The sequence below is a fragment of the Paenibacillus kobensis NBRC 15729 genome, assembly GCF_004000825.1.
Classification (GTDB): Bacteria; Bacillota; Bacilli; order Paenibacillales; family Paenibacillaceae; genus Paenibacillus_T; species Paenibacillus_T kobensis.
Genome location: NZ_BILZ01000076.1, coordinates 1 through 20154 on the forward strand (window position 1 = coordinate 1; position 20154 = coordinate 20154).

Annotated in this window: 18 protein-coding genes and 4 tRNA genes; 6 read left to right on the forward strand and 16 right to left on the reverse strand. The window is 50.9% G+C overall.

What is annotated here, in order from left to right; genetic code table 11:
• Nucleotides 1-89: 89 nt before the first annotated feature.
• A complete protein-coding gene (locus PKO01S_RS25920; RefSeq protein WP_127534348.1) occupies nucleotides 90-1466 on the reverse strand; it encodes a TolB-like translocation protein in 1377 nt (458 codons plus the stop codon).
• A 168-nt stretch (nucleotides 1467-1634) separates the two neighbouring features.
• Nucleotides 1635-2270 carry a DedA family protein gene (locus tag PKO01S_RS25925; protein WP_127534349.1) on the reverse strand — a complete coding sequence of 212 codons (636 nt, stop codon included), beginning with the start codon at nucleotides 2268-2270 and terminating at the stop codon, nucleotides 1635-1637.
• Between the two features lie 355 nt (nucleotides 2271-2625).
• On the opposite strand from PKO01S_RS25925, the gene PKO01S_RS25930 reads away from it, so the two are divergent.
• Entirely contained in the window at nucleotides 2626-2841 is a 216-nt protein-coding gene (locus tag PKO01S_RS25930) for a hypothetical protein (RefSeq protein WP_127534350.1), read from the forward strand.
• A gap of 203 nt (nucleotides 2842-3044) precedes the next feature.
• Here the strand turns inward: PKO01S_RS25930 and PKO01S_RS25935 are convergent, their stop codons facing one another.
• From PKO01S_RS25935 to PKO01S_RS25965, 7 genes are all read right to left on the reverse strand, one after another.
• On the reverse strand, nucleotides 3045-3371 hold the full coding sequence (locus PKO01S_RS25935) for a hypothetical protein (RefSeq protein WP_127534351.1): 327 nt from the start codon (nucleotides 3369-3371) through the stop codon (nucleotides 3045-3047).
• Nucleotides 3372-3495: 124 nt separating this feature from the next.
• Nucleotides 3496-4248: an RNA polymerase sigma factor gene (locus PKO01S_RS25940; protein WP_127534352.1), complete on the reverse strand. Its 753-nt coding sequence runs from the start codon at nucleotides 4246-4248 to the stop codon at nucleotides 3496-3498.
• A gap of 5 nt (nucleotides 4249-4253) precedes the next feature.
• A complete protein-coding gene (locus PKO01S_RS25945; RefSeq protein ID WP_164779777.1) occupies nucleotides 4254-4679 on the reverse strand; it encodes a VOC family protein in 426 nt (141 codons plus the stop codon).
• A gap of 259 nt (nucleotides 4680-4938) precedes the next feature.
• Nucleotides 4939-5481, reverse strand: coding sequence for an AAA family ATPase (locus PKO01S_RS25950; RefSeq protein WP_127534354.1), 543 nt, complete (start codon nucleotides 5479-5481; stop codon nucleotides 4939-4941).
• Nucleotides 5482-5549: 68 nt separating this feature from the next.
• Nucleotides 5550-7661 (reverse strand): GMC family oxidoreductase, encoded by a 2112-nt coding sequence (locus PKO01S_RS25955; protein WP_127534355.1) that lies wholly within the window; start codon nucleotides 7659-7661, stop codon nucleotides 5550-5552.
• A gap of 98 nt (nucleotides 7662-7759) precedes the next feature.
• Entirely contained in the window at nucleotides 7760-8302 is a 543-nt protein-coding gene (locus tag PKO01S_RS25960; RefSeq protein ID WP_127534356.1) for an MFS transporter, read from the reverse strand.
• An 11-nt stretch (nucleotides 8303-8313) separates the two neighbouring features.
• A complete protein-coding gene (locus tag PKO01S_RS25965; RefSeq protein ID WP_127534357.1) occupies nucleotides 8314-9750 on the reverse strand; it encodes an FAD-binding oxidoreductase in 1437 nt (478 codons plus the stop codon).
• A 349-nt stretch (nucleotides 9751-10099) separates the two neighbouring features.
• Between PKO01S_RS25965 and PKO01S_RS25970 the strand changes: the two genes are divergently transcribed.
• Complete coding sequence (locus PKO01S_RS25970; protein ID WP_127534358.1) at nucleotides 10100-11692, forward strand: stalk domain-containing protein; 1593 nt, start codon at nucleotides 10100-10102, stop codon at nucleotides 11690-11692.
• A gap of 164 nt (nucleotides 11693-11856) precedes the next feature.
• Nucleotides 11857-12801: an NAD(P)-dependent alcohol dehydrogenase gene (locus PKO01S_RS25975; protein WP_127534359.1), complete on the forward strand. Its 945-nt coding sequence runs from the start codon at nucleotides 11857-11859 to the stop codon at nucleotides 12799-12801.
• Between the two features lie 92 nt (nucleotides 12802-12893).
• On the opposite strand, the gene PKO01S_RS25980 is transcribed toward PKO01S_RS25975, so the two are convergent.
• The gene (locus PKO01S_RS25980; protein ID WP_127534360.1) at nucleotides 12894-13868 is read right to left on the reverse strand and encodes a hypothetical protein; all 975 of its coding nucleotides are present in this window, start codon (nucleotides 13866-13868) and stop codon (nucleotides 12894-12896) included.
• Between the two features lie 351 nt (nucleotides 13869-14219).
• Here PKO01S_RS25980 and PKO01S_RS25985 point away from each other — a divergent pair, with 351 nt between their 5' ends.
• From PKO01S_RS25985 to PKO01S_RS25995, 3 genes are all read left to right on the forward strand, one after another.
• The gene (locus PKO01S_RS25985; protein WP_127534361.1) at nucleotides 14220-15992 is read left to right on the forward strand and encodes a glycerophosphodiester phosphodiesterase; all 1773 of its coding nucleotides are present in this window, start codon (nucleotides 14220-14222) and stop codon (nucleotides 15990-15992) included.
• Between the two features lie 144 nt (nucleotides 15993-16136).
• Nucleotides 16137-16790: a TetR/AcrR family transcriptional regulator gene (locus PKO01S_RS25990; protein WP_127534362.1), complete on the forward strand. Its 654-nt coding sequence runs from the start codon at nucleotides 16137-16139 to the stop codon at nucleotides 16788-16790.
• Between the two features lie 125 nt (nucleotides 16791-16915).
• Nucleotides 16916-17506 (forward strand): NAD(P)H-dependent oxidoreductase, encoded by a 591-nt coding sequence (locus PKO01S_RS25995; protein WP_127534363.1) that lies wholly within the window; start codon nucleotides 16916-16918, stop codon nucleotides 17504-17506.
• Nucleotides 17507-17625: 119 nt separating this feature from the next.
• On the opposite strand, the gene PKO01S_RS26000 is transcribed toward PKO01S_RS25995, so the two are convergent.
• From PKO01S_RS26000 to PKO01S_RS26025, 6 genes are all read right to left on the reverse strand, one after another.
• Nucleotides 17626-18885, reverse strand: coding sequence for an acyltransferase family protein (locus PKO01S_RS26000; RefSeq protein WP_127534364.1), 1260 nt, complete (start codon nucleotides 18883-18885; stop codon nucleotides 17626-17628).
• Between the two features lie 192 nt (nucleotides 18886-19077).
• Complete coding sequence (locus PKO01S_RS26005; protein ID WP_246070743.1) at nucleotides 19078-19497, reverse strand: hypothetical protein; 420 nt, start codon at nucleotides 19495-19497, stop codon at nucleotides 19078-19080.
• 325 nt (nucleotides 19498-19822) lie between these two features.
• Nucleotides 19823-19896, reverse strand: a tRNA-Pro gene (locus PKO01S_RS26010).
• A 4-nt stretch (nucleotides 19897-19900) separates the two neighbouring features.
• A tRNA-Arg gene (locus PKO01S_RS26015) sits at nucleotides 19901-19977 on the reverse strand.
• A 13-nt stretch (nucleotides 19978-19990) separates the two neighbouring features.
• Nucleotides 19991-20061: transfer RNA gene (locus tag PKO01S_RS26020), tRNA-Cys, on the reverse strand.
• Nucleotides 20062-20074: 13 nt separating this feature from the next.
• A tRNA-Gly gene (locus PKO01S_RS26025) sits at nucleotides 20075-20149 on the reverse strand.
• Nucleotides 20150-20154: the final 5 nt, after the last annotated feature.

A 20154-nucleotide genomic window follows, 5' to 3' on the forward strand; every position in this document is an offset into this window, starting at 1 on the left:
GGCGGGATCGCATCCCGCCGGCAGCCGAAGCGGCCTGTTAAAATTCCGGCACTTATTGGACTGGAAATGTATTCGGAGATTACTCCATTTTATTCGATGCCAACCCAATTCACAGACTTGCCTTCCGTAGAATGCCAGACGACAACTTGTCCCCCTGGCGTCCACCCTGCTAATGTACCGAACCCGAGCTGCATGACCTTCTTCTCTTCCCGGTCAATAAGATAGCTCCCGTCCGTCAGCGACACGGCATAATATCTTCTGCTTAAATCGTTAGGCTTTGGCAACACCTGATTGATTTCTAACCCATCCAGATCATCGATCTCCGAGTTCAACAGAGCGACCGCATCTTCCGGCAGTGCAGGATCCGCCTCGTTGGACAGGTGCCCCTTCCTATAATGGAACAACGCCTTTCCCCTGAAGAAGGATTCAGCCGAGCTGCCGACGAGCGGAACCGCTATGGTCTCCTTATCCATCCACCTGACCGGATAAATGAAATGCCACCCTTCGCTATGTCCCATATAGGCCGCCCTCAGAAACTCCGATATAACCTCGCCTTTGGCATCGATGACCAAAAGATCGGCATAAGGTCCAAGATTGGACTCCGAATCCAATAGGACAGCGATATACTGACCGTCAGGAGAAGAGGCCATGCCGTAGATCGGACGCTCCGATTCATAAATGAGCTGACTCTTATTATCCGCTGCATTCACATAATAGATCGTTTGCAGCCCTTTCGCCGCATAGAAGCCTTCTCGTCCGACCGGATACGAATAAATGACATTGGTTCCGTATTCGCTATAGTACTTGGATTTATCCTCCTTCCAATCTTGGATGGTGACATCCTTCATGTCTCCGCTCTCCAAATTAAACCGAAATACGGTCTGGTCATGGGTATAGATCAGCCAGTCTTTCTCCCCATCGCCCGAAGGCTGAACGAAAGCGGCCGAGTTCATGGCGCGCTCGCGAACCGTTCTTCCCGTTGTATCCAACCAACGAAATCCGCTCCATGCGATGCCTTGCCACATGGTGATGACTAAACCGTCCTGAGGCGATTGAACTCGGAAGGGTGCTCCATCCATGGCTTTAGCGCCTTCCACTTTGGATTGAACCATAGCTCCTTGAGGCAAATTCGGAAAACGGATGTCCATTCGGCGCGAATCAATCGAATCGATAATGTATTCCGCCTTTACGGCCTTATCCTTCCGTGTGACCCAAAAGGTAGATTGCACGGCCTTTTCAACCGACTGCTGATCGATATCCCGGTTGGCTGTCAGCATGGCGACGTCCTTGTCTTCATCAAGTGTAATAAGGAGCACTGGTTCTTCTCCGTCTATTGCGGCACTCGGCGTTTCTTTAATCCGGGGTGTATCCGCGGCAGCCTCTTCGGTATCTTGATGCTTACTGCAGGCTTGCAATATTATGGCGAGTATGACGAGGAATAATAAGCTGTGCTGGATTTTTTTCATCGGACACCTCTTTCGGGATTCATTCCCTTCCGCTTCTCCCCAATAGGCTTTACCTCTCTAACGAGAGCCCCTGCCAGAAAGTTACATGGCTATAAAAAAATGACCGAGAGCATCGCCGCAGCAGGCAGCCTCTCGGTCATCCATATGATTAGTAGAACCTCGATTCACTTACGTACCCAATTCGGATTGTTTCTCCCCAGATTCCGTCGAGGAGGACTTGTGCCTCAGCCTCAATCGAACCACCAGCACGGCCAATGCCAGGCCCAATACACCAAGCGAATAATAACCGTACCGGTCAATAAGATCGCCTGTTTCGTCTAATTGATTGCCGACCAATGTACCTGCAGTAAAGTAGATAGAGGTCCACAAGAGTGCAGTCGTGTAAGAAAACAATGCGAACTTCCGGTAGGACATTCTATTCATCCCGACCAAATATGGCGTTACGTTGCGCAGTAAAGGAAAAAAACAGCTGATGCTAACGGCGAAGCTGCCATATTTGACATTAAGCGCCTCGGCCTTGGCCATGAACTTGCCGAACTTTGGTTTGCGCAGAAACCGCCGAACGAATGTCTGCGCCGAGAACCTGCCGAGCAGATAGCCAACCGTTGCACCTGAGCACACGCCTAAGTATAGAAAGACGAAAGCCGGGACCGGGCTTAGCAAATCCCCGGAGCTAACCGCTCCTCCCGTCATAGCGACGACTTCGTTCGGAATGGGCAGGCCCACGATTCCAAGGCACAACACAAGAAACAGCGAGAGCGCTCCGAACTGGTCGATAAAATTCTGAAGCAGATCGTAAGCCATTGATGGCCTCCTAGCATGCTTTTCCTTATATATACTATGGAACTTTTCGGACTCTTTCATTATACGACGTTCAGCCGCCCGCGTTGCAATTAGACTTTTCTTATTGTTGCAGCCCTATCCGAATGAGCCGGAGCAATCCCCTTCTTGATGGCGGCCGCCCTATTTTCATCTGTCTATATAAGCTAAACGCCCACAATACCAATCAATCATACAGGATTTATAAATCAAATATAGTAACATACACTTTAATACAAAATCAATATTTTTATTAAATTTATCTTGTTTTTTCCATCTATATCGGTTAATCTTCTATTTGTGAGCAAAATAGTTCCAGTAGGAGAAAGAGGTGAATAGGATGGAGATGATGACGATGAAAATGATGATGACGATGTGCATGGACGAAATGATGTGTAAAATGAAGAACATGCAGATGATGATGGACTGCATGCAAGAGATGAATATGATGGACACGATGGATATGGACAGCATGATGTCCAACATGCAGCAGTGCGACGAGATGATGACAACGATGATGAGCATGATGCGCCAAATGAAACAAACCGCCATGTAAGATTCCTCTCTGCCAAGAAGAATCGAACACAAGCGGTTGTCGTTTTCGCTGTATAATGATAAACTAATTGTACGAATCCATTAGGCCATGGATTTGCACCTTAACTGCGGAGCAGTCGGCTGCACGCAGACATCAATATCTCAAGTGCATAGCATTATCCATTGTCCGATAGAGCAGATAACTGCATTCGGGCTTTTATTTTTTTATCGGGCGTTTAATTGTCTGCTAATCTCGATTCGCCGAACTTTGAGTTCCCAGACTTCTTCGTTAATCCGGGCTGCAATGTTCGCGTTCCCCGCTTCACGCAGTTGCCGATACAGTTCCAGCATTGTCGCGTTCACGGTATCGAACTGACGCCATAGCGCTTCGGCACGAAGCTCGCGCGATGATTGCTTCTCTCGCTGCTCCGCATCGCCAAGCGTGCCTACAATCTCTTGCTGCCATTCCATATCTCCGATTTGCTTCGCATAATTCAACAAATCCAAGTAGTCGTCCACCCAGCGTTTCTCGAGCGTTACGTTAGTCAGCATAAGCTATCTCCATCCTTGCCTGTCGCTTATACCTAGTATTATACTTGGGATTGTAGGAAATGCAATAGCATCACACAAATAAATTTCCAGTTTCTGAATGCTTCTTTTTCTTCGGCTTACGAACTTACTCCTCGTTCCTCTTGTAAGGCGTTGACACCATCAGGATGTTGCCGTCCGGATCTTTGAAATAAAACCAAGCCTGCCCGCGCACGAATACAACCCGGTCTACCGTTACACCTTGCACCGTTAGATCCCGATAGGATTGAAACATCGATTCCGTATCCGCTTCCCGGAACGCCCTCACGAAGGACTCGAACAGATCGTTATCTGTCTTCGCGCTATGCTCGCCCCGCCTCTCCGGCCTGCTCTCTTCTGATAATCGGTACAACTCACGGTCGGCCGCCTTCTTCAATCTGGAACGGGCCCGGTGAAGTGCCGCTTTAATTGCGGTTATAGGCTGGCCCAACGCATGTCCCGACTCGGCAGGCGTAAAGCCGAACACATCCGACAGCAGAATCAACACCACTTGCCTTGCCTCCAACGTATCCATTAAGTATTCCAACGATTCCCGAACGTCAAAGCGGCTCCACTCGGAGTACGCGATCGCACTCAGATCCTCAATTCTCTCCGGATAAAATGCGATTTTACGCCGGCGGCAAATATCGAACCAAGCATTCGACGCAATACGGTACAGATACGGCTTGGACAGCTCCCGCTCCGGCCAACGCTCGAATCTGCGGTACGCCTTCAACATGACCTCCTGGAACAAATCCTCGCCGTCCCATTCCGAACCGGCCAGCCTCCTGCAGTAGCGAAGCAATTCCGTCCGGTATGCCGTCGTTTGCTTCTCGAACTCGTGCTCGAAGGCCATCTCCATAACGCTTAGTCCCGTCTATACTTCTGCTTATGCGGGTAATAAGCCGAGCCCGGCAGCTCTTCCACGATTCCGATCACATTCCCGTCCGGATCCAGACAGTCAAAGTGACGGACACCTTCGGTATCATTCACGATAGGCTGAACCTCTACGCCTTGTTCCTTAAGCGAAGCATGCGAATATTCGATGTCGAAAGATTCGAAGTTGTAGTATGGGACAAGAAACCCGCCGCTCGACTCAAATTGCGTGGGCTGCGGACGATTAACCTTCCATAGATTAATACTCGTCGCCTCTCCCGGAAACGCGAGTCCCGCGCAGCATTCATCGATCTCAATAATCTCCAGACCAAAAACGCGTATGTACCAATCCGCCGATCGGCGCGTATCCGTCACCGGAATGAAGATACCGCTGACTTTGCTAACGATTTTTTTCATATAAACAACCCTCCATTTTTTCTTTTCCTCTATCATAACGAGCAAAATTTAATTCGAGATACGGGGGGTATAAAAAAAAGGACGACTATTCTCTCAACGCGCCCCTATCGGTTTCTCAGCCAAGCTTCTGCCTTGGAGATGGTACTCGCATAACGAATTAACGAATGGATCGTCCCGGTAACTTGCGAGGTCCCCAACTGTTGTTCTTCTTCAATAGGCGAGGACGTTCGACCCACACAAGAATGTAGCCGAGAAGAAATCATTCGTTTTCGTTTTCAATTACGATTTCTCCCTCACCATGCGGTTCTTCAAACCCGTTGAGGAAGGTCACAAGCATTTCTTCCGTTATAGTAAAGGCTGCATTCGCATCAAAACGTTCACTCCGTTCTTTAAGGCGTCTTCGCAGTTCATTCGGGTGCACCTTCAGAAATACGAGCCTCCACTCTCCTCCCTCGCTCTCAATAAGCTGCTTATAGGCATCCCTTTCAGATCGGCTCCAAAAGCTAGAGTCGACGACTACCCGTTTCTTTTCCTGAATCCGTTCAACTAGTTTGCTGCGCATTCTTTTATGCGATTCATCTAAGTACTCCCTATATTTTTCAGCGGGGTAATCGATTCCATAGCGGCCATATACAGACCAGACCTCTTCATCGATAGACAGACGTGTAAAGCCGAGCTTCTCTAACTTCTGAGAAAAAGTAGTTTTCCCCGATCCAGCTATGCCGCACATTAACACCACTAAGGCAGAGTTATAGGCTTGTTCTCGATGAATAATAGCTTTAATGCTTCCCTTTTCTATCATCTTTTGCCCTCCTTAAGAGAGTCGCAGTTGGAGCTTGCACCACGCTGTCCGCTGTCGCTAGAATGCCCCTACCCTTGCTTCACCACGTTCTCAGCGGTACGAAGAGCCAACGCCATAATCGTCAGCACAGGGTTAACGCCGCCGTTGGTCACATGTACGGAGCCGTCGCTCACCCAGAGATTGTCATAACCATGCACGCGGCCTTCGGGATCTGTGACCGATGTCAAAGGATCGTTCCCCATCCGCAGTGTACCTGCTTGATGTTGTCCGGCGCTTAGCCCGCCATAAGGCCCCGTCCGCCACACTTCGCGCGCTCCAGCCGCCCAAAGCCACTTCTCCGCTTGCTCTCCCAACAGGGTTGAAGCTCGAAGCGACTCCGGATGAACACTCCCTGAGAGGCTAGCGACAGGTATGCCATAACGGTCTTTGACCGTCTTCGAAAGACGCACCCGGGAGTCAGCGCTCGGGATTTCTTGGATCGGGCCCATAATTTGACTTGTACGCAAATAACTATCTCTCATCATTTCCTTGCCTTTGATCCCCCATCGAGCCGCATTCGGCGCAAGCGCCCGATACCAGTGAATGAGCGGCAGCCGAGTGAACTCGTTAGCAAGCAATCCTCCGCCGATTACCCCACTCTCGTTGCTATGATCAAAGCGGAAGGTCGCAATGCTCACCCCGGGTCCAAGACCGTCTTGAACGATCTCATCAAAACGGCCGTAAGCGCCAGAATAAACATGGCCCTGCAGATGCCTTCCGACTTGTCCGTTCCGATTGCCGATGCCATCGGGTTCCGAGTCGGTTGCGGAATGGAGAAGAAGCCGTGCGCTTTCGATGGCTCCCGCGGCAACGACCACATGCCCCGCCCGCACTTGCCGCCGCAGAATAGAGCCGTCCCGTTCCTGTACAAGCCGAACGCCGGTGGCATGCGTTCCGCCTTCCGTGTCGATGCGCTCCACCATCGTATCGCAGATGAGATCGCAATTGCCGGTAGCCATAGCTCTGACCAGCATCGTGTTGTGCCCGCCGTTCTTGCTGTTGGTCGGACAAGCGAACCCGACACATTCGCCGCACCGGCCGCAAGCCGACCGCCCGTCCCGCTCTACGGAGTTGATGAGGAGCGGAACCGGTCCCGCTTCCCAGCCCAGCTTCTTCGCTGCGCGGGCTAACCGCTCGGCATCCAACGTCAGCGGCAGGGCCGGCATCGGGTAATCACGCTGCCGCTCCCCTCGACTCGAATGGGCATTGCCGTCACCGGAAACGCCAATCTCCCATTCCGCCCTGTCGTAATAGGGTGCGAGATCCTCATAACGAATCGGCCAGTCGCTCAGCGAGCTCCCTTCCGGTATTCCATAGCGGCTCGCCATACGGAAGTCATCCGGATGAAACCGCCAGGCTTGGGCCCCGTAAACCCGCGTTCCGCCGCCGAGCGTCATCGCATTATTGTGGTAGTCCCCCTCGTGGGGCACCGTCATTCGCTCGGCTCCGCTCGGGAGAGTAATCGTACGAGGATGACCCTCACGTGCAGGTCCTGTGTTATGTCCATAATGGCTGAGCCGATGATTACGCAAGTGATCCCGGCCAATCTGGTCGTAGCGAAGCCAGCTGCCGCGCTCCACGACAAGCACTTGAAGCCCGGCCTCAGCTAATACGGCCGCCGCTGCCGAACCGCCGGCACCCGCTCCAATAATGATGGCATCGTAGCGGTCTTGAAGCTGATCGAACGGCTTTTGCGGCAAGTCCGCTTCTGGGGCAGGTACTGCCGTATCGGTCACAATACCGGGGCGAAAGCCAATCATCTCCCACGACTTGCCCCCGTTATTCCCGCCTGCCTCCGGATTGCCATAGTATCCCTCGGCAACGAGATTCAACAACGTATTGAAGAAGTGTTTGGGAGAAACCGACCAATCCCGCAAGGAATCAATCTCTGCGTCATGAAGCAACCGATCCTGTTCTTCTGCTGACAGCTCCGGGAATGACTGGCCGTGCCGTACGAATGCTTCAGCATTCAGGGCCCGAAGCCCAGGCTCTATCACATCCGCCCAGGCGGCGGCATCTTGAACCGCATGACGCTCCAAGTAAGCCAGCACTCCAGCGTCGGTCGCCGACGGCCACTCATCTTTTGGAATCACGCGATCTGAAATCGCTTTCAACAATAGAGAAGCATCGTATTGAACCATTCTTGTGAACGCCCCTTCCAATGACAGCCTTATTACTATATTAGCTTTTATGACGGGGCACGTAAATTCGAAAAAGAACTCCGGCGGACAGCGTTCCGTTATGATGCCTCGTTCATACGGCGCCGCCAAGTCAGTAAAGCACTTATGCCATATAACAGCGCACTAACGTTAAACAATACGTTTATAGTCAAATAATCGATGACGTACCCCGCCGCCAGAATCGCGCCGCCAGATGTGGCGGTCGTCCAGAAATGATAATCGCCTATAGGCCTGCCTCTGTTCCCCGCCTCGGTCTCGTCGGCCAACAACGCCTTTTCACTCATTCTTTGCATTGCATTGCACATACCCATGACAATCTGGAGAACGAGAACTGCCATATAAGACATCACCCAAGGGAAACACAGCATCGCTGCCGTCAACCCAAGCGAGCCTGTTAACATCAGCCGCCTCGAATGCCGGTCTACATAGCGTGACAATAACTGCGAAGCGGCAGCAGAACTGATTGTGAACACGGCGAATGCCAACCCATATTTGGAATAACTGTTACCTAGGTTTTTCAGAAACAACAAGTAGTACGGATAAATGAATCCCCCTGCGAAAGTGACAATACTCTGCGTTCGAATTAATGTACGAATATTCACCTTATGCCCCCCTAGTTCACGCCATACTGCTCGTAAAATCCGTTGTAGAACAGCTCGTCTGGATCATACTTCCGCTTCAGCCGGAAGAACGTCTCCGCCTTCGGATAAGCCGCATACAGCTGTGCCTTCGTCGGGTATCCCGCATAGGGCAAATAATAAGTACCTCCATGTGCGATGACCTGATTCACGACGGTCTGAATCCCTTCACCGAATTTCTCCTGCCCTTGTTCGCTAAGTGGTGTACGGAACAAGCAGACGAGCGCGAACATGTCTTCCGTCGCATACGATAATTCGGCTTCATCATCCTTGTTTACATATCTCACCGTAATATTGAGCAGATTCATCTCATGACGCTTCAATACAGAGCCAAAGTCCCTTAGAAAATCCGCATACTCATCCATTGGAATAAAATATTCTTGCAGCAGATCGTTCCACCCCGGCTCTTGAGTCTCCATGAAATCGGAGTCGGACCGCATCGCGTTATTCCGACTGATGAGCTCCCCGTCTTGACCTTGAAACACCTTCAACTGCATTTTCCAAAAGGTATCTTTCCAAGCGTCGGACAACCGGTTCAACTGGAACAAGGCCTTGGCTGGTGTGACCCACTGTTCGTTGTCACGCAAACGGAATAACCCTGGATCCTGCTCCGTTTCAGCCGCAATCTCATAATTCAAAGCATACATATCCGTCAAATCATGATCCGGTCCCACCGACACCCTCGCCAAGTGCATCTGAATGTTCGGATCTCCGAGCACATTCTGTCGAAAGTAATCTATGTAGTCCTCTGTCGACACGGTATCAACTCGTAGCCGATAGATTTCATCATCGGTTAGTGACAAGGTGACGTCGAGAATAATGCCGAACAAGCCGTAACCGCCAAGCGCGAGCGGGAACAGCTCGGAATGACTTGTGCGGCTAACTTCCAGAATCCGGCCATCTGCCATAAGTAAACGATAAGATAGTACACTTTTGATCAATGATCCATTACGAATGTCTCGTCCGTGGGCGTTAACACTAAGCGAACCGCCCACCGTAAATATATTCTGAGACTGCATCGTCCGAATCGCCAGTCCATAGGGCTGAATACTGCGCTGTACATCAGCCCACGTTGCGCCCGCCTGGACCGTAACCGTACGAGCGGCAGCATCTATAGCCAACACGCGGTTAAACGGCGTCATGTCGACTACGACCGCGTCCTTGTAGTAGGTGTGGCCGCCTTGGCTATGTCGTTGACCCGCAATAGAGACCTTCAGACCTTGGGCAGCGGCGTCGCGCACCACTTGAACCAGTTGCTCGGTCTCTTGCCCCTTAACGATACGTTTCACTTTAACGGGATGCAGCCGGCTGTAATCTGTCAGGAGATATGGATCCTGGTCCGAATGGTTCGTGTAACTATAAGTAAGAGCTGACAAAAGTGTAAGCAACAACAGCACGATTCCTTTGCGCATAACCAGCCCCCTCCCTGCAATCACCATTTTACAAAGAGGAAAAGGGCCTCAATAGTACTATCTTTGTATGGTACCTATGCGCTAATGCACGAGAAAAAGCAGAGAGTAGTGTAGGCGATACCTCCACTACTCTCTGCTGCCAGATTCCTAGTTAGATTCCTACCGGCCCCCTGCTATCAACATAACAATCTTCTTGGAATCGATCCGACGATGCTGTTTAAATAAGATATAGCGGTAAGACGGTCGTCTTGGTGCTGTCTTATCGCTTTTTTTGTTATAAATCCTACGGCACACTTACTCTTTCGCCTTATTTTCATATAGAATCTATTGGTGGGAGGGTGTGTTAATAATGAATAAATTTAGAATACCAACCGTTTGTTTTATGATTATTATGCTTGTGCTTATGAGTATGCCCAGTCTAGCCTTTGGCGCCTCTGCAAACGTCCACTTATCCGACTCAACTGGAGTGCAGTTGGATTGGGAATACAAAGAGACGCCTCCGAAACGCCCGAAACCGATGCTTCTCAACTCGGCCAACTACGAAACCAAATGGAAAATCGACAACTCACTTTTAGTTGACATTGTTCAGGATCAGAATGGAATCATATATACGACCGATGCAGATGATATCGTACAAGCCATTTATCCGAACGGCAAGGTCAAATGGAGTATCCAACTGGATATGGGGTTCGAAAACCCGGTCATCTATCTGAAACTCGGGCAGGACGGAACGATCTATGCACATAGCTCAAACCTATTAGGGGACCCAAGATTGACATCGATTTATGCATTGTCACCGGAAGGGAAAGTGCAATGGAATCTCTCACCTACCAGTACAATAATAAGCCAATTTGATGACCACTTTGCCGGTGATGCGCAGGGGAACCTCGTGTATTTCACCAACCAAGGACTGGTATCACGGAACGCGAAAGGCGATATCAACTGGATTGATGAAGACATCACAAGCTCAGACTACTTAGATGGCCTGCATATATCGAATCTATTTACCGATCCGCAAAGTAATATATACGTGGATTCTGCTAACAAGGAAATCATTTCTTTGGACTCACTAGGCAACGTGAGATGGACATCCGCTCCCCAAAACTATCTGGACCCGTACAATACCTTTCATCCGTATTTCTCCGATGCCGGGTTCCTCTATATGTTGACAGTCAGTGGTCTGCATGCATTAAACGCTGAAGATGGAAGCACCGTGACCATGACTCGTGATTCCGATATTGCCGATATCCGTTCTTCCGGTATTCCGACAGACGGTAAGGGAGGATATTATATTATACCTCGGGGAATAGTCCAAAAGGTTGATTACGCCGGAGATATTATATCGGAGTATGACGAAAGAGCAACAGAAAATTATGGCGTAGATTTTGATTCGCTTGTGACTGACAGCCGAGGAAACGCCTATTTCAATACCGGGTCCGGGAATATTATCGGCCTCAACCCCGATGGACAAGAAATATTTGCGTTTCTTAGAAATGCTTTCTGGCACAAGATTACAAAGATCGTAATCGGGAAGAACGGCAATATCTATTCGAGCAACCACGACATCGGACTCGTGGCCTTCGGTCCCAAACAAATTCAAGTATACAAAGATAATCTGTCCCTGCCCCTGTCTGTCGCACCGATTAAGGATGGCGGTACTGTATTAGTGCCTTTCCGCTCTCTATTCGAAGGTTTTGGTCTCGCAGTAGGTTGGGACCCTGCATCACAGACCATAACCGGCACTAGAGAAGGCCTGAACATCCAAATGGCCATGGGCTCGAAGACCGCTTATGTGAACGGCCAAGCGAAGCAACTGACCGTCGCTCCCCAATCCGTCAACAATTCCACGTATATCCCGCTTCGATTCGTCGGAGAGTCACTCGGCATGAACGTAAGCTGGGATGCCAAGAGCTCATCGGTCAATATCGATTCTAAAGGCTAAATCTAAAAGCATTTTCTTCGTACTACTCCGTATCAGACAAGAATATATGTTTATGCCGAAATGGTTTTCACGAAGGGGATTGTTCATCGTCCCTTTCGTGATTTTTATCAGCGTGTGTATTCTGGTCAAAGATCTCCCATTCCAATCCGGAAGGAATTGATCGAATGAAGGCGGTTGTGTGTACCAAGTACGGTCCCCCTGAAGTACTCCAGCTTAAGGACATTGTCAAACCTTCTCCCAAGCGCAATGAAGTATGCATCAAAATCCATGCCTCAGCCGTAACAGCAAGCGACCTGTATATTCGAGGTTCGCGAATCCCGCTCCGGTTCATGGTGCCGATGCGCCTTGCCCTGGGGATTACCAAACCGAGAAAATCTGTTATCGGCCTGGTGCTGGCGGGTGAAGTCGAATCCGTCGGCCGGGACATCCAACGGTTTAAGGCTGGCGATCAGGTTTATGGGATCACTGGTTTTGGACTTGGCGCATACGCGCAGTACAAGTGTATGAAAGAAACGGACTCCCTACACGGATGTCTGTCTCTTATGCCAACAACGATAAGCTACGAAGAAGCTACGGCTGCTGCATACGGAGGACTTCTGGCATTACAGCGAATAGAGGAAGGCCAGCTTCAACGCGGACAACATGTTGTTGTCTACGGGGCCTCAGGAACTTCCGGTACAATGGCCGTCCAGATAGCCAAACATTATGGCGCTGAAGTGACGGGCGTATGCAGTACCCGGAATTTAGAGTTTGTACAATCTTTGGGGGCCGATAAAGTGATCGACTATACCATTGATGATGCTGCGGTGCAATCCATCGACCGTTATGACCTCATGCTCGATACCGCCGGCCAAACTAAAAATTCCAAAGTAAAAGAACGATGCAGACAATCGCTGAGCCCAACCGGGAAATATGTATCGATCGACGATGGCAAATTATTGTTGCAATCCAGACGTCTGGATACGCTCAGAGAGCTAATCGATGCAGGACACATTAAACCCGTCGTCGACAGAACCTACCCTCTGGACCGCATTGTTGAAGCGCATGAATTTGTAGAGAAAGGGCGCAAAAGAGGCGGCGTGGCGATATCGATTGAGCACTCCGACTGAATAAGCCCGGAAGACCGCATACGGAAAGCCCAAAGAGGGCTGCAGCGGGTCAGGTCAATTTCGCATAACCGGCCACAGCCCTTTCATATCAATCAACCTATTGCGTACAGCTCGTTCAAAACCGCAATCCCGCGCTCTTCCGCTTCTTTCGTACGGCTAAGAAGTTCAATGCTGCGCGGGACGTTTTCTTTCTGGCGGGGATTGGCCCCTTTTTTACGAAGCGGATAAGGATACATCATCGCAAGCTCCCCCAGACATGCTGCCGCATCGGCATAATGAGCTGCCGCCTGTTCGGCCAGACGGCTTACATTCGTACCATATGCCGTTCCATCCTCCCACTGCTTGGACACAATCTCTAAGAAAGCAGCGGCATGGCGCCGTGCATCCGAGATCAGGTGAAGGTTGAGCGCATTTCCTTTATTGGAGATTTTGTCCCCGTTAAAAGCATCGATCCATGCATCATAGCTGCGTAATCCATCCTGAACCTGATCCCACGCAAGTCCGTCCCGGCTATAAGCATGGTCGAGAATAGCGGCAACCGCCTTCTTCAACCGGTCCTTACGCTCGATCTCAATCGGTTGGCCGAGGACGCACAGGCACAGAATCCGCCGGTTCGGAAGCTGGTCGTATGGAATGGGACCGTCGAATGAATTGTCTCGGGCAAGCAGCACGCCGCGTGAATCGTCATAGCCATAAATAATACCGAATTCCATCGCGAATAGATTCCAGCCCGCAACAGGTATTCCCCTGTCGAGACTCTGCCTTATAGCATCTACAATATCGGTCAACATATTAGGTGTAATGCTTTTGACCGGCGGACATAGGATCTGCGTATCGAATCCCAATAGTTGAAAGCCCCGGCGCAGTGCCTCTCCGCCATGAATCGTGTAGGGGCTGTCGGCTTCGATAGATTTCGGCCGCACATTGATTCGAAAAGCGTGCGATGAATATCCCATCACTTCAGACAGCGATAGGCTTGCTTGATCCGTATGCTGCAGCACCATATGAGTAGCCTGAACGATCGTACTAGGCGTTGGCACCAAATTTACGGACAATGTCTTTTGCATCCGATTGCATCTCCTGACCGTTACATGAACGATGTTGTATTCTACTTACAATTCCACACATTAATACGATTTCCCTTGGGGTCGATAACCTAAAATGCAGCCCAAGTTTCCGGATCTCCGGAAAGATCAGACACGCCGTCAAACCGCCATGACTCTTCCCTCCCTCTCATTCTCATCATAATAGATGCCACAGGGGGATCTAATTTCAACAATGTTTGTCCATTCATTGCCGTAGCGCTTGTTTACTTAATAGAGGACCTAGATACTAGTTTTATCTCGGGAGATGCTGTATTTTTGTAACATGCCGTTTAATCGTTACAACCGAGAAGGGCTGGAGAAAGGATGAACCCCATGATCAAGCTGCTCCGGCGAAGCATCCGCGACTTCCGAGCCGCGTACCCGCAACTGCTGATCTTCGAGTATTTATTCATGCTGATCACCAGCGTCGTCATTATCCCGATCATCACGTTAATCTTCAACCGTATTCTGACCGTAGTCGGCTCCGGTTCGCTCATGAACGACGATATCGTTCAACTCGGCTTGAACTGGCAAGGCATGCTCGGTATGCTTGCCATTGGTCTAGTCGCATCATTCGCTGTATTCATCGAGCTGTCCGTTCTTATCATACTCGTGCAGCAGCGGTATTTCGGCAATAAGGCCGCGATCGCGGATGCGCTGTTAGCCGCGTTCCGCCAGACGCCTCACCTGCTTGGTTTCGGCATCGTGCAGCTGTTCGTCATGTTGCTCGTGCTGATCCCGTTCGTAGACTCGCCGATGTCGGAATCGTTCTATGCGCTGTTCAACGTGCCGCTCTTCTTGCAGCGCAATGTGCTGCATCCGTCCATTATCATGACGATCGTCTACGTCATCATTCTGGCTGCGGCCATCTACCTGGTGCTGCGGTGGATTTTCGTACTGCACTACATTGTCCTCGAGGGCCGAACGATCGACTCTGCGATCCGAAGCAGCCTTCACCTGACGCGAGGCAAACGTCTGAGAGTGCTCGCCTCATTGTTCCTGATCAACGCGGTCTTCATTGGTACAGGCTTCGCGCTGCTTTCGTCTTTATCATTCTTGCCCTACTGGCTCAATCACAACGTCCTGAAGGCCTTCACCGAGCATTATTCCCTGACCTTATCCACGATGCTCACCTATGTCCTGACGCTGGCGATTATGCCGTTCAATATCATCGTGATCACCCGTTTGTTCTACGCGTTCAAACGGGAGAGGGGACAATTGCCGCGCGATCACCTGAAGCTGTACCGCAGCTTCCTAGGCCGCTGGGAGGACAAGCTGGCCGGGGCAGCGAAGCAGTTCGCGGGCAAACGGATGCTATTCGCCGCGATAGCCATCGTCTATGTAAGCCTGGCGCTGTTCGTCGGCTTGAAGGCAAGCGGCCACCTGGTCTATGCCAAGTGGAGCGTTCTCATCTCAGCTCATCGGGGCGACATGGAGAACGCGCCGGAAAACTCGCTGCCGTCTATTCAGAGCGCTATCGACAAAGGCATTCAATCCGTCGAGATCGACGTTCAGTTGACGAGAGACGGCGTCGCCGTTCTGAACCACGACACCACGCTCAAGCGGATGGCCGGGGTGAACAACCGGGTCGCCGATTTAACGTATGAGCAAGTAAGCAGGCTTACGATCGGGCATGACGCGGACGGGGTACCGGTCCCCGTCGCCACGCTTGAGGAAACGCTCACCGTGGCCAAAGGACGAATCAAGCTGCTGCTCGATTTGAAGCCGCACGGACCGAGCGAGCCGCTCGTGCGCGAGACCATCCGGCTGATCCATGCTTACGAGATGGAAGAGGACATATACATTCAGTCTTTCGACAGCAGCATGCTGCGGCAAATCCGGGCGCTGTCGCCTGACATCCGGATTGGTCAAATTATGTATTTCGCCTTCGGCGATCTGTCGTCGCTGGACGTGGACTTCTATACCGTTGAGCGAGTGATGGTGACCGAGCAACTCGTGAACCGTGCTCATGCCGCCGATCGAGAGGTATGGGTATGGACGGTGAACGGGCGTCACAATCTGAAGGAGATGCTGAAGTTCAAGATCGACGGCCTGATAACCGATACGCCGTCGCTGGCGCAATCGATGGTCGGAATCGATTTATAACAGCCAAAGCCGGCAACGTCTCGCCGAAAGGGGAAACGTTGCCGGTTTATTTTCATAAGAAAGTTCTGTCCGATAAGTATCTTTTCCATTTGGACCACTGTCACGTATACTGGAAATAATGAAAACCGAACAAGGTGTGATGACATGTCTCCCCGCACGAATAAACAAAATGAGGCTATTCGCGAGCAGCGCAAGCAAGAAATCTTGCAGGCGGCCATCCGTGTATATGTAGAGAAGGGATTTGCAGCTACGAATTTAAGCGATGTTGCGGTTCAAGCCGGTCTGGCGAACGGACTGGTCTATTATTATTTCAAGAATAAAAGACAGCTTTTCCGCGAGTTGTACGAGTTCATGATGGACCAGTCCCTGCGGTTTACGACGGTGCATTTCGAACAGGAAATACCGTCTCTTGAGCAATTCAAGCACTATGCCGCCATCGTCTGCGAGCGCGTAATTACAGACCCTCAGACCCAGCGCTTCTATATGCGAATCAGCCTTGATCTGCATCATCTCTATGAGCCGGGAGAGTTGTCTCCATTCGATTGGATGAAGAACTTTATCCAGCCGATGGCGCTAGCGATCGACCGTGGCATTCGCAGCGGCGATTTCCGCCAGGGCGATGCGAACCTGATGGCGATGCAATTCTGGGGAGCTATTTCGCAAGGCATGAGTTATTTGGATCAGCTGCTTCAAGAGCTTAACGCACAGGAACGAACCAAGACGGAAATCAACCGGACAATGAGCGAGAAGTTAAGCCAGATCTCCGAATCGGCTATTTCATTTTTTAGACCGGACTAAATTTTTACATTTTTTTGGTTGACTTGAAACTCAGTCAAAAATATAATGACCTCAAGGAGAGTGATTATTTTGTCAACGATACGCAAGGAAACTGGGATGGATGCCTCGCCAGAGGGAGGAGATCAATGAATATTCTAATCATTGCCGCTCACCCGAGAATCGAACAATCGCGCGTCAACCAACGCTGGCTGTCGGAACTGCGTGAATATCCGGATCGTATTACGGTTCACGAGCTGTATAAGACTTATCCCGATTTCGCCATTGACGCGAAGAACGAACAAGAGCTTATCGCACGGCATGACCGCATCGTCCTGCAGTTTCCCATTCAGTGGTATAGCGTACCCGCATTGCTTAAGCAGTGGCTCGATGACGTGTTTACGACATCGTGGTTGTTCGGAACCGGAGGTAAAGCCGTTGGCGGGAAAGAACTTGTTGTGGCGATGTCCATTGGAGGCGATGAATCGTCTTACCAATCGGGCGGCATGATCGGCTACACGATCAGTGAGCTGGTCCGTCCTATTCAAGTCTTTGCAAACCAGATCGGAATGGTCTTTCTCCCGCATTACAAATTGTACGGCGCCATCAAGGCGGCGGATGTCCAAATCGACAATAGCGCTGTACGCTACGTAGAGCATATCACCTCTCCTGATCTGAATCCGATAACCGTTCGCCAACGTATGCTGGCCGAAATGACGAAGGCCAGTCCGAATCCCTGATCTTATTTACGTTCTTAGCGGCTATAAAATAAGGCGGCTCAGGAGAATCTCCTGAACCGCCTTTCCGGACTTCGATCCAACCCCAACCGCTGCCCATCCAATTCCTCGCCGCCGCCTCATTAAGCCTCCTGCTGAACCGTCCCGCTATGCCCGGCGGTCCGATCCCCTCGTCTCCGTTTCCCGTGAGCCCAATCCAACACAGGCTTCTCAATGAAGGTATAAGAAAGCGAGGCAATCACGAAGGATACAATCAGTATACCCGCCGAGAACATAGCCCAGCGCCCCATGCTTGAAACCCCCATATACTGATAATCCTTCGCCCAATACTTGGCGGTCAGTGCGATCAGGAGATAGTGCCATAAGTACAGCCCAAACGATACTCGCGCCGTGTATTTGAAGAGGCGGTTATCGAGCAGCCTGTGCAGAACAATCGATTGCGAGCCTGTCGCCAACGGGATAGCAATCAGCACCGCGAAATACGGATAAAAGTAAGGCTGATGCTGCCAGCTTGCACTGAAATCGAGCGCATGGCGATGGGTCCACAGCATCAAGAATGCCGATATAAAGCCGGCGGCGCCTAGCGTATCGAATAGCCCGGCCCGCTGCATTCTCTCCACCCGAACGGATGGCAGCCTCAGCTTCGCCGCAATTCCCGCAGCCATAATACCGACCGCGAAGTGGCCGAAGAAGCCGATCGGATTATAATTCGGCATCCAATATTTTGCGCCGCCGATCTGGCCGAAATCCCAACCGCGATTCACATTGCCGGGCGTCAGGAACTGATGAACAAGCTGGTTCAACAGCAGCGTAACGAGTAAGGCGCCGATCCAGTACACGAATGAGGGCGTGAAGGAGCGTTTGGCCAACAGCTTGAACATCCCCGCCATGAAGATCGGCATGAGCGCATAACAGAAGACCTCGAACGAAATCGACCAGAAAGGACTATCGATGTCCGAAGGGAACATCGTTATGTAATGAAAGCCCGCTGTGAAGGTTAGTCCGGTCACACTCCGCAACGCGAAGTGCTCGCTCGGAATATTCAGCAGCAGCACCAGCGCCATACTGACAAGAAAAGCCGCGTAATAACCAGGTATGATCCGCGCAGCCCGCCGAAACAGATACTGGCGCATCCCTGGAAACTCCGCTCCGGACAAATAATTGCGCCAGAACGGGAAGGACAGCAGAAATCCGCTCAGCACGAAGAAAATGCTGACACCCGAATTGCCTAACAGAAAGAAGGATTGTGCCTGCTGAATGCCGAACTGCTGATCCTCCAGCGCTAATCGCTGAGCAAAATGATGAAAAATGACCGCCATACAGGCAATCGCCCGAATGCCGTCAGCCCCTCCCAAGTGAGGCAGGCTTGTGCTCCGTCCCATCTTCGTTCTAATCCTCCTTTAGTCTTAATGCCATTCCTCAAATAGGTAAGCGTATTCATTTTATGTGATATTCTAGAAGTATTTCTTTTTACCTCCTTTTTACATTGAGTCCTCGAGCCCTAATAACAAATAAATAGCCGAGGCCGCCACCCTTAACGAGGTGACTGCCCCGGCCCTTTGGTTGGATTATGCCTACGATCCCAACATCACACCATGGATATAAGTGAACCATTGCGTATCCAGCGCGCCTTGCCCCGGATTATAAGTGAAGAAGTACTCCACTTTATCCCCTTGCTGAAGATTGTTCAGCGAGTAGGTGAAGTTGCCATTCCGCAGCGCGATGGGCATGCCGACATTCACCTGAGCACCGTTGTTGATCTTGTAGTGCAGATCGGCGAAAGCTGCGCCATTCACATAGAACTGCAGGTTATTGCTGGTCTTCTTCAGACCGCGCACCTCATCGCCGATGGTGACGGTGGTCTGCTGCGGGGCTAATCGTGCTCGCAGCGGTATAGCTGCGGTCTTGCCTTGTTCAATCTGTGCGGCAACAAAATTAAGCGTGATGCCGGTAACCGCTACGTTGGCGGGATTGCTGCTAAGGGCAGGGACCACCGTATAACGGCTTGTCCGGCCCTACTCCTTGTGTAACGGACAAGCAAATCCTGCATTTCCTTAAGGAAAAGTCGAACTAGAAGCTGCAGACACTCCCATCGCTAGGACTCAACCGCTCGGATATTGACTAAGGATTATTCCTCCAGCATTTGATGAGAGGCAAGTCCTCGTTATATCCGGCCCGAAGCTAAGCGGTCAACGGCGAAGACGACAAAAAACACCTTCAGGGCTCCTCCCATGTCTTGCGGCGGGGCGTTCTCTTGAAGGTGTTTCATTTGTTTCACGTTATCGATCAATCCCTTGGAAGGGATAAATGTTTATCATATCGGGATGACACGATTCGAACATGCGACCCCCTGGTCCCAAACCAGGTGCTCTACCAAGCTGAGCTACATCCCGTTAATGGCGTGCCCTAAGAGATTCGAACTCCTGACCTTTTGATTCGTAGTCAAACGCTCTATCCAGCTGAGCTAAGGGCACATATGATTGGTGAAGGCGCCACCCAGACTCGAACTGGGGGTAAAGCTTTTGCAGAGCTCTGCCTTACCACTTGGCTATGGCGCCAAGAAAACAAAAATGGAGCGGAAGACGGGAATCGAACCCGCGACCCTCGCCTTGGCAAGGCGATGCTCTACCGCTGAGCCACTTCCGCATAGA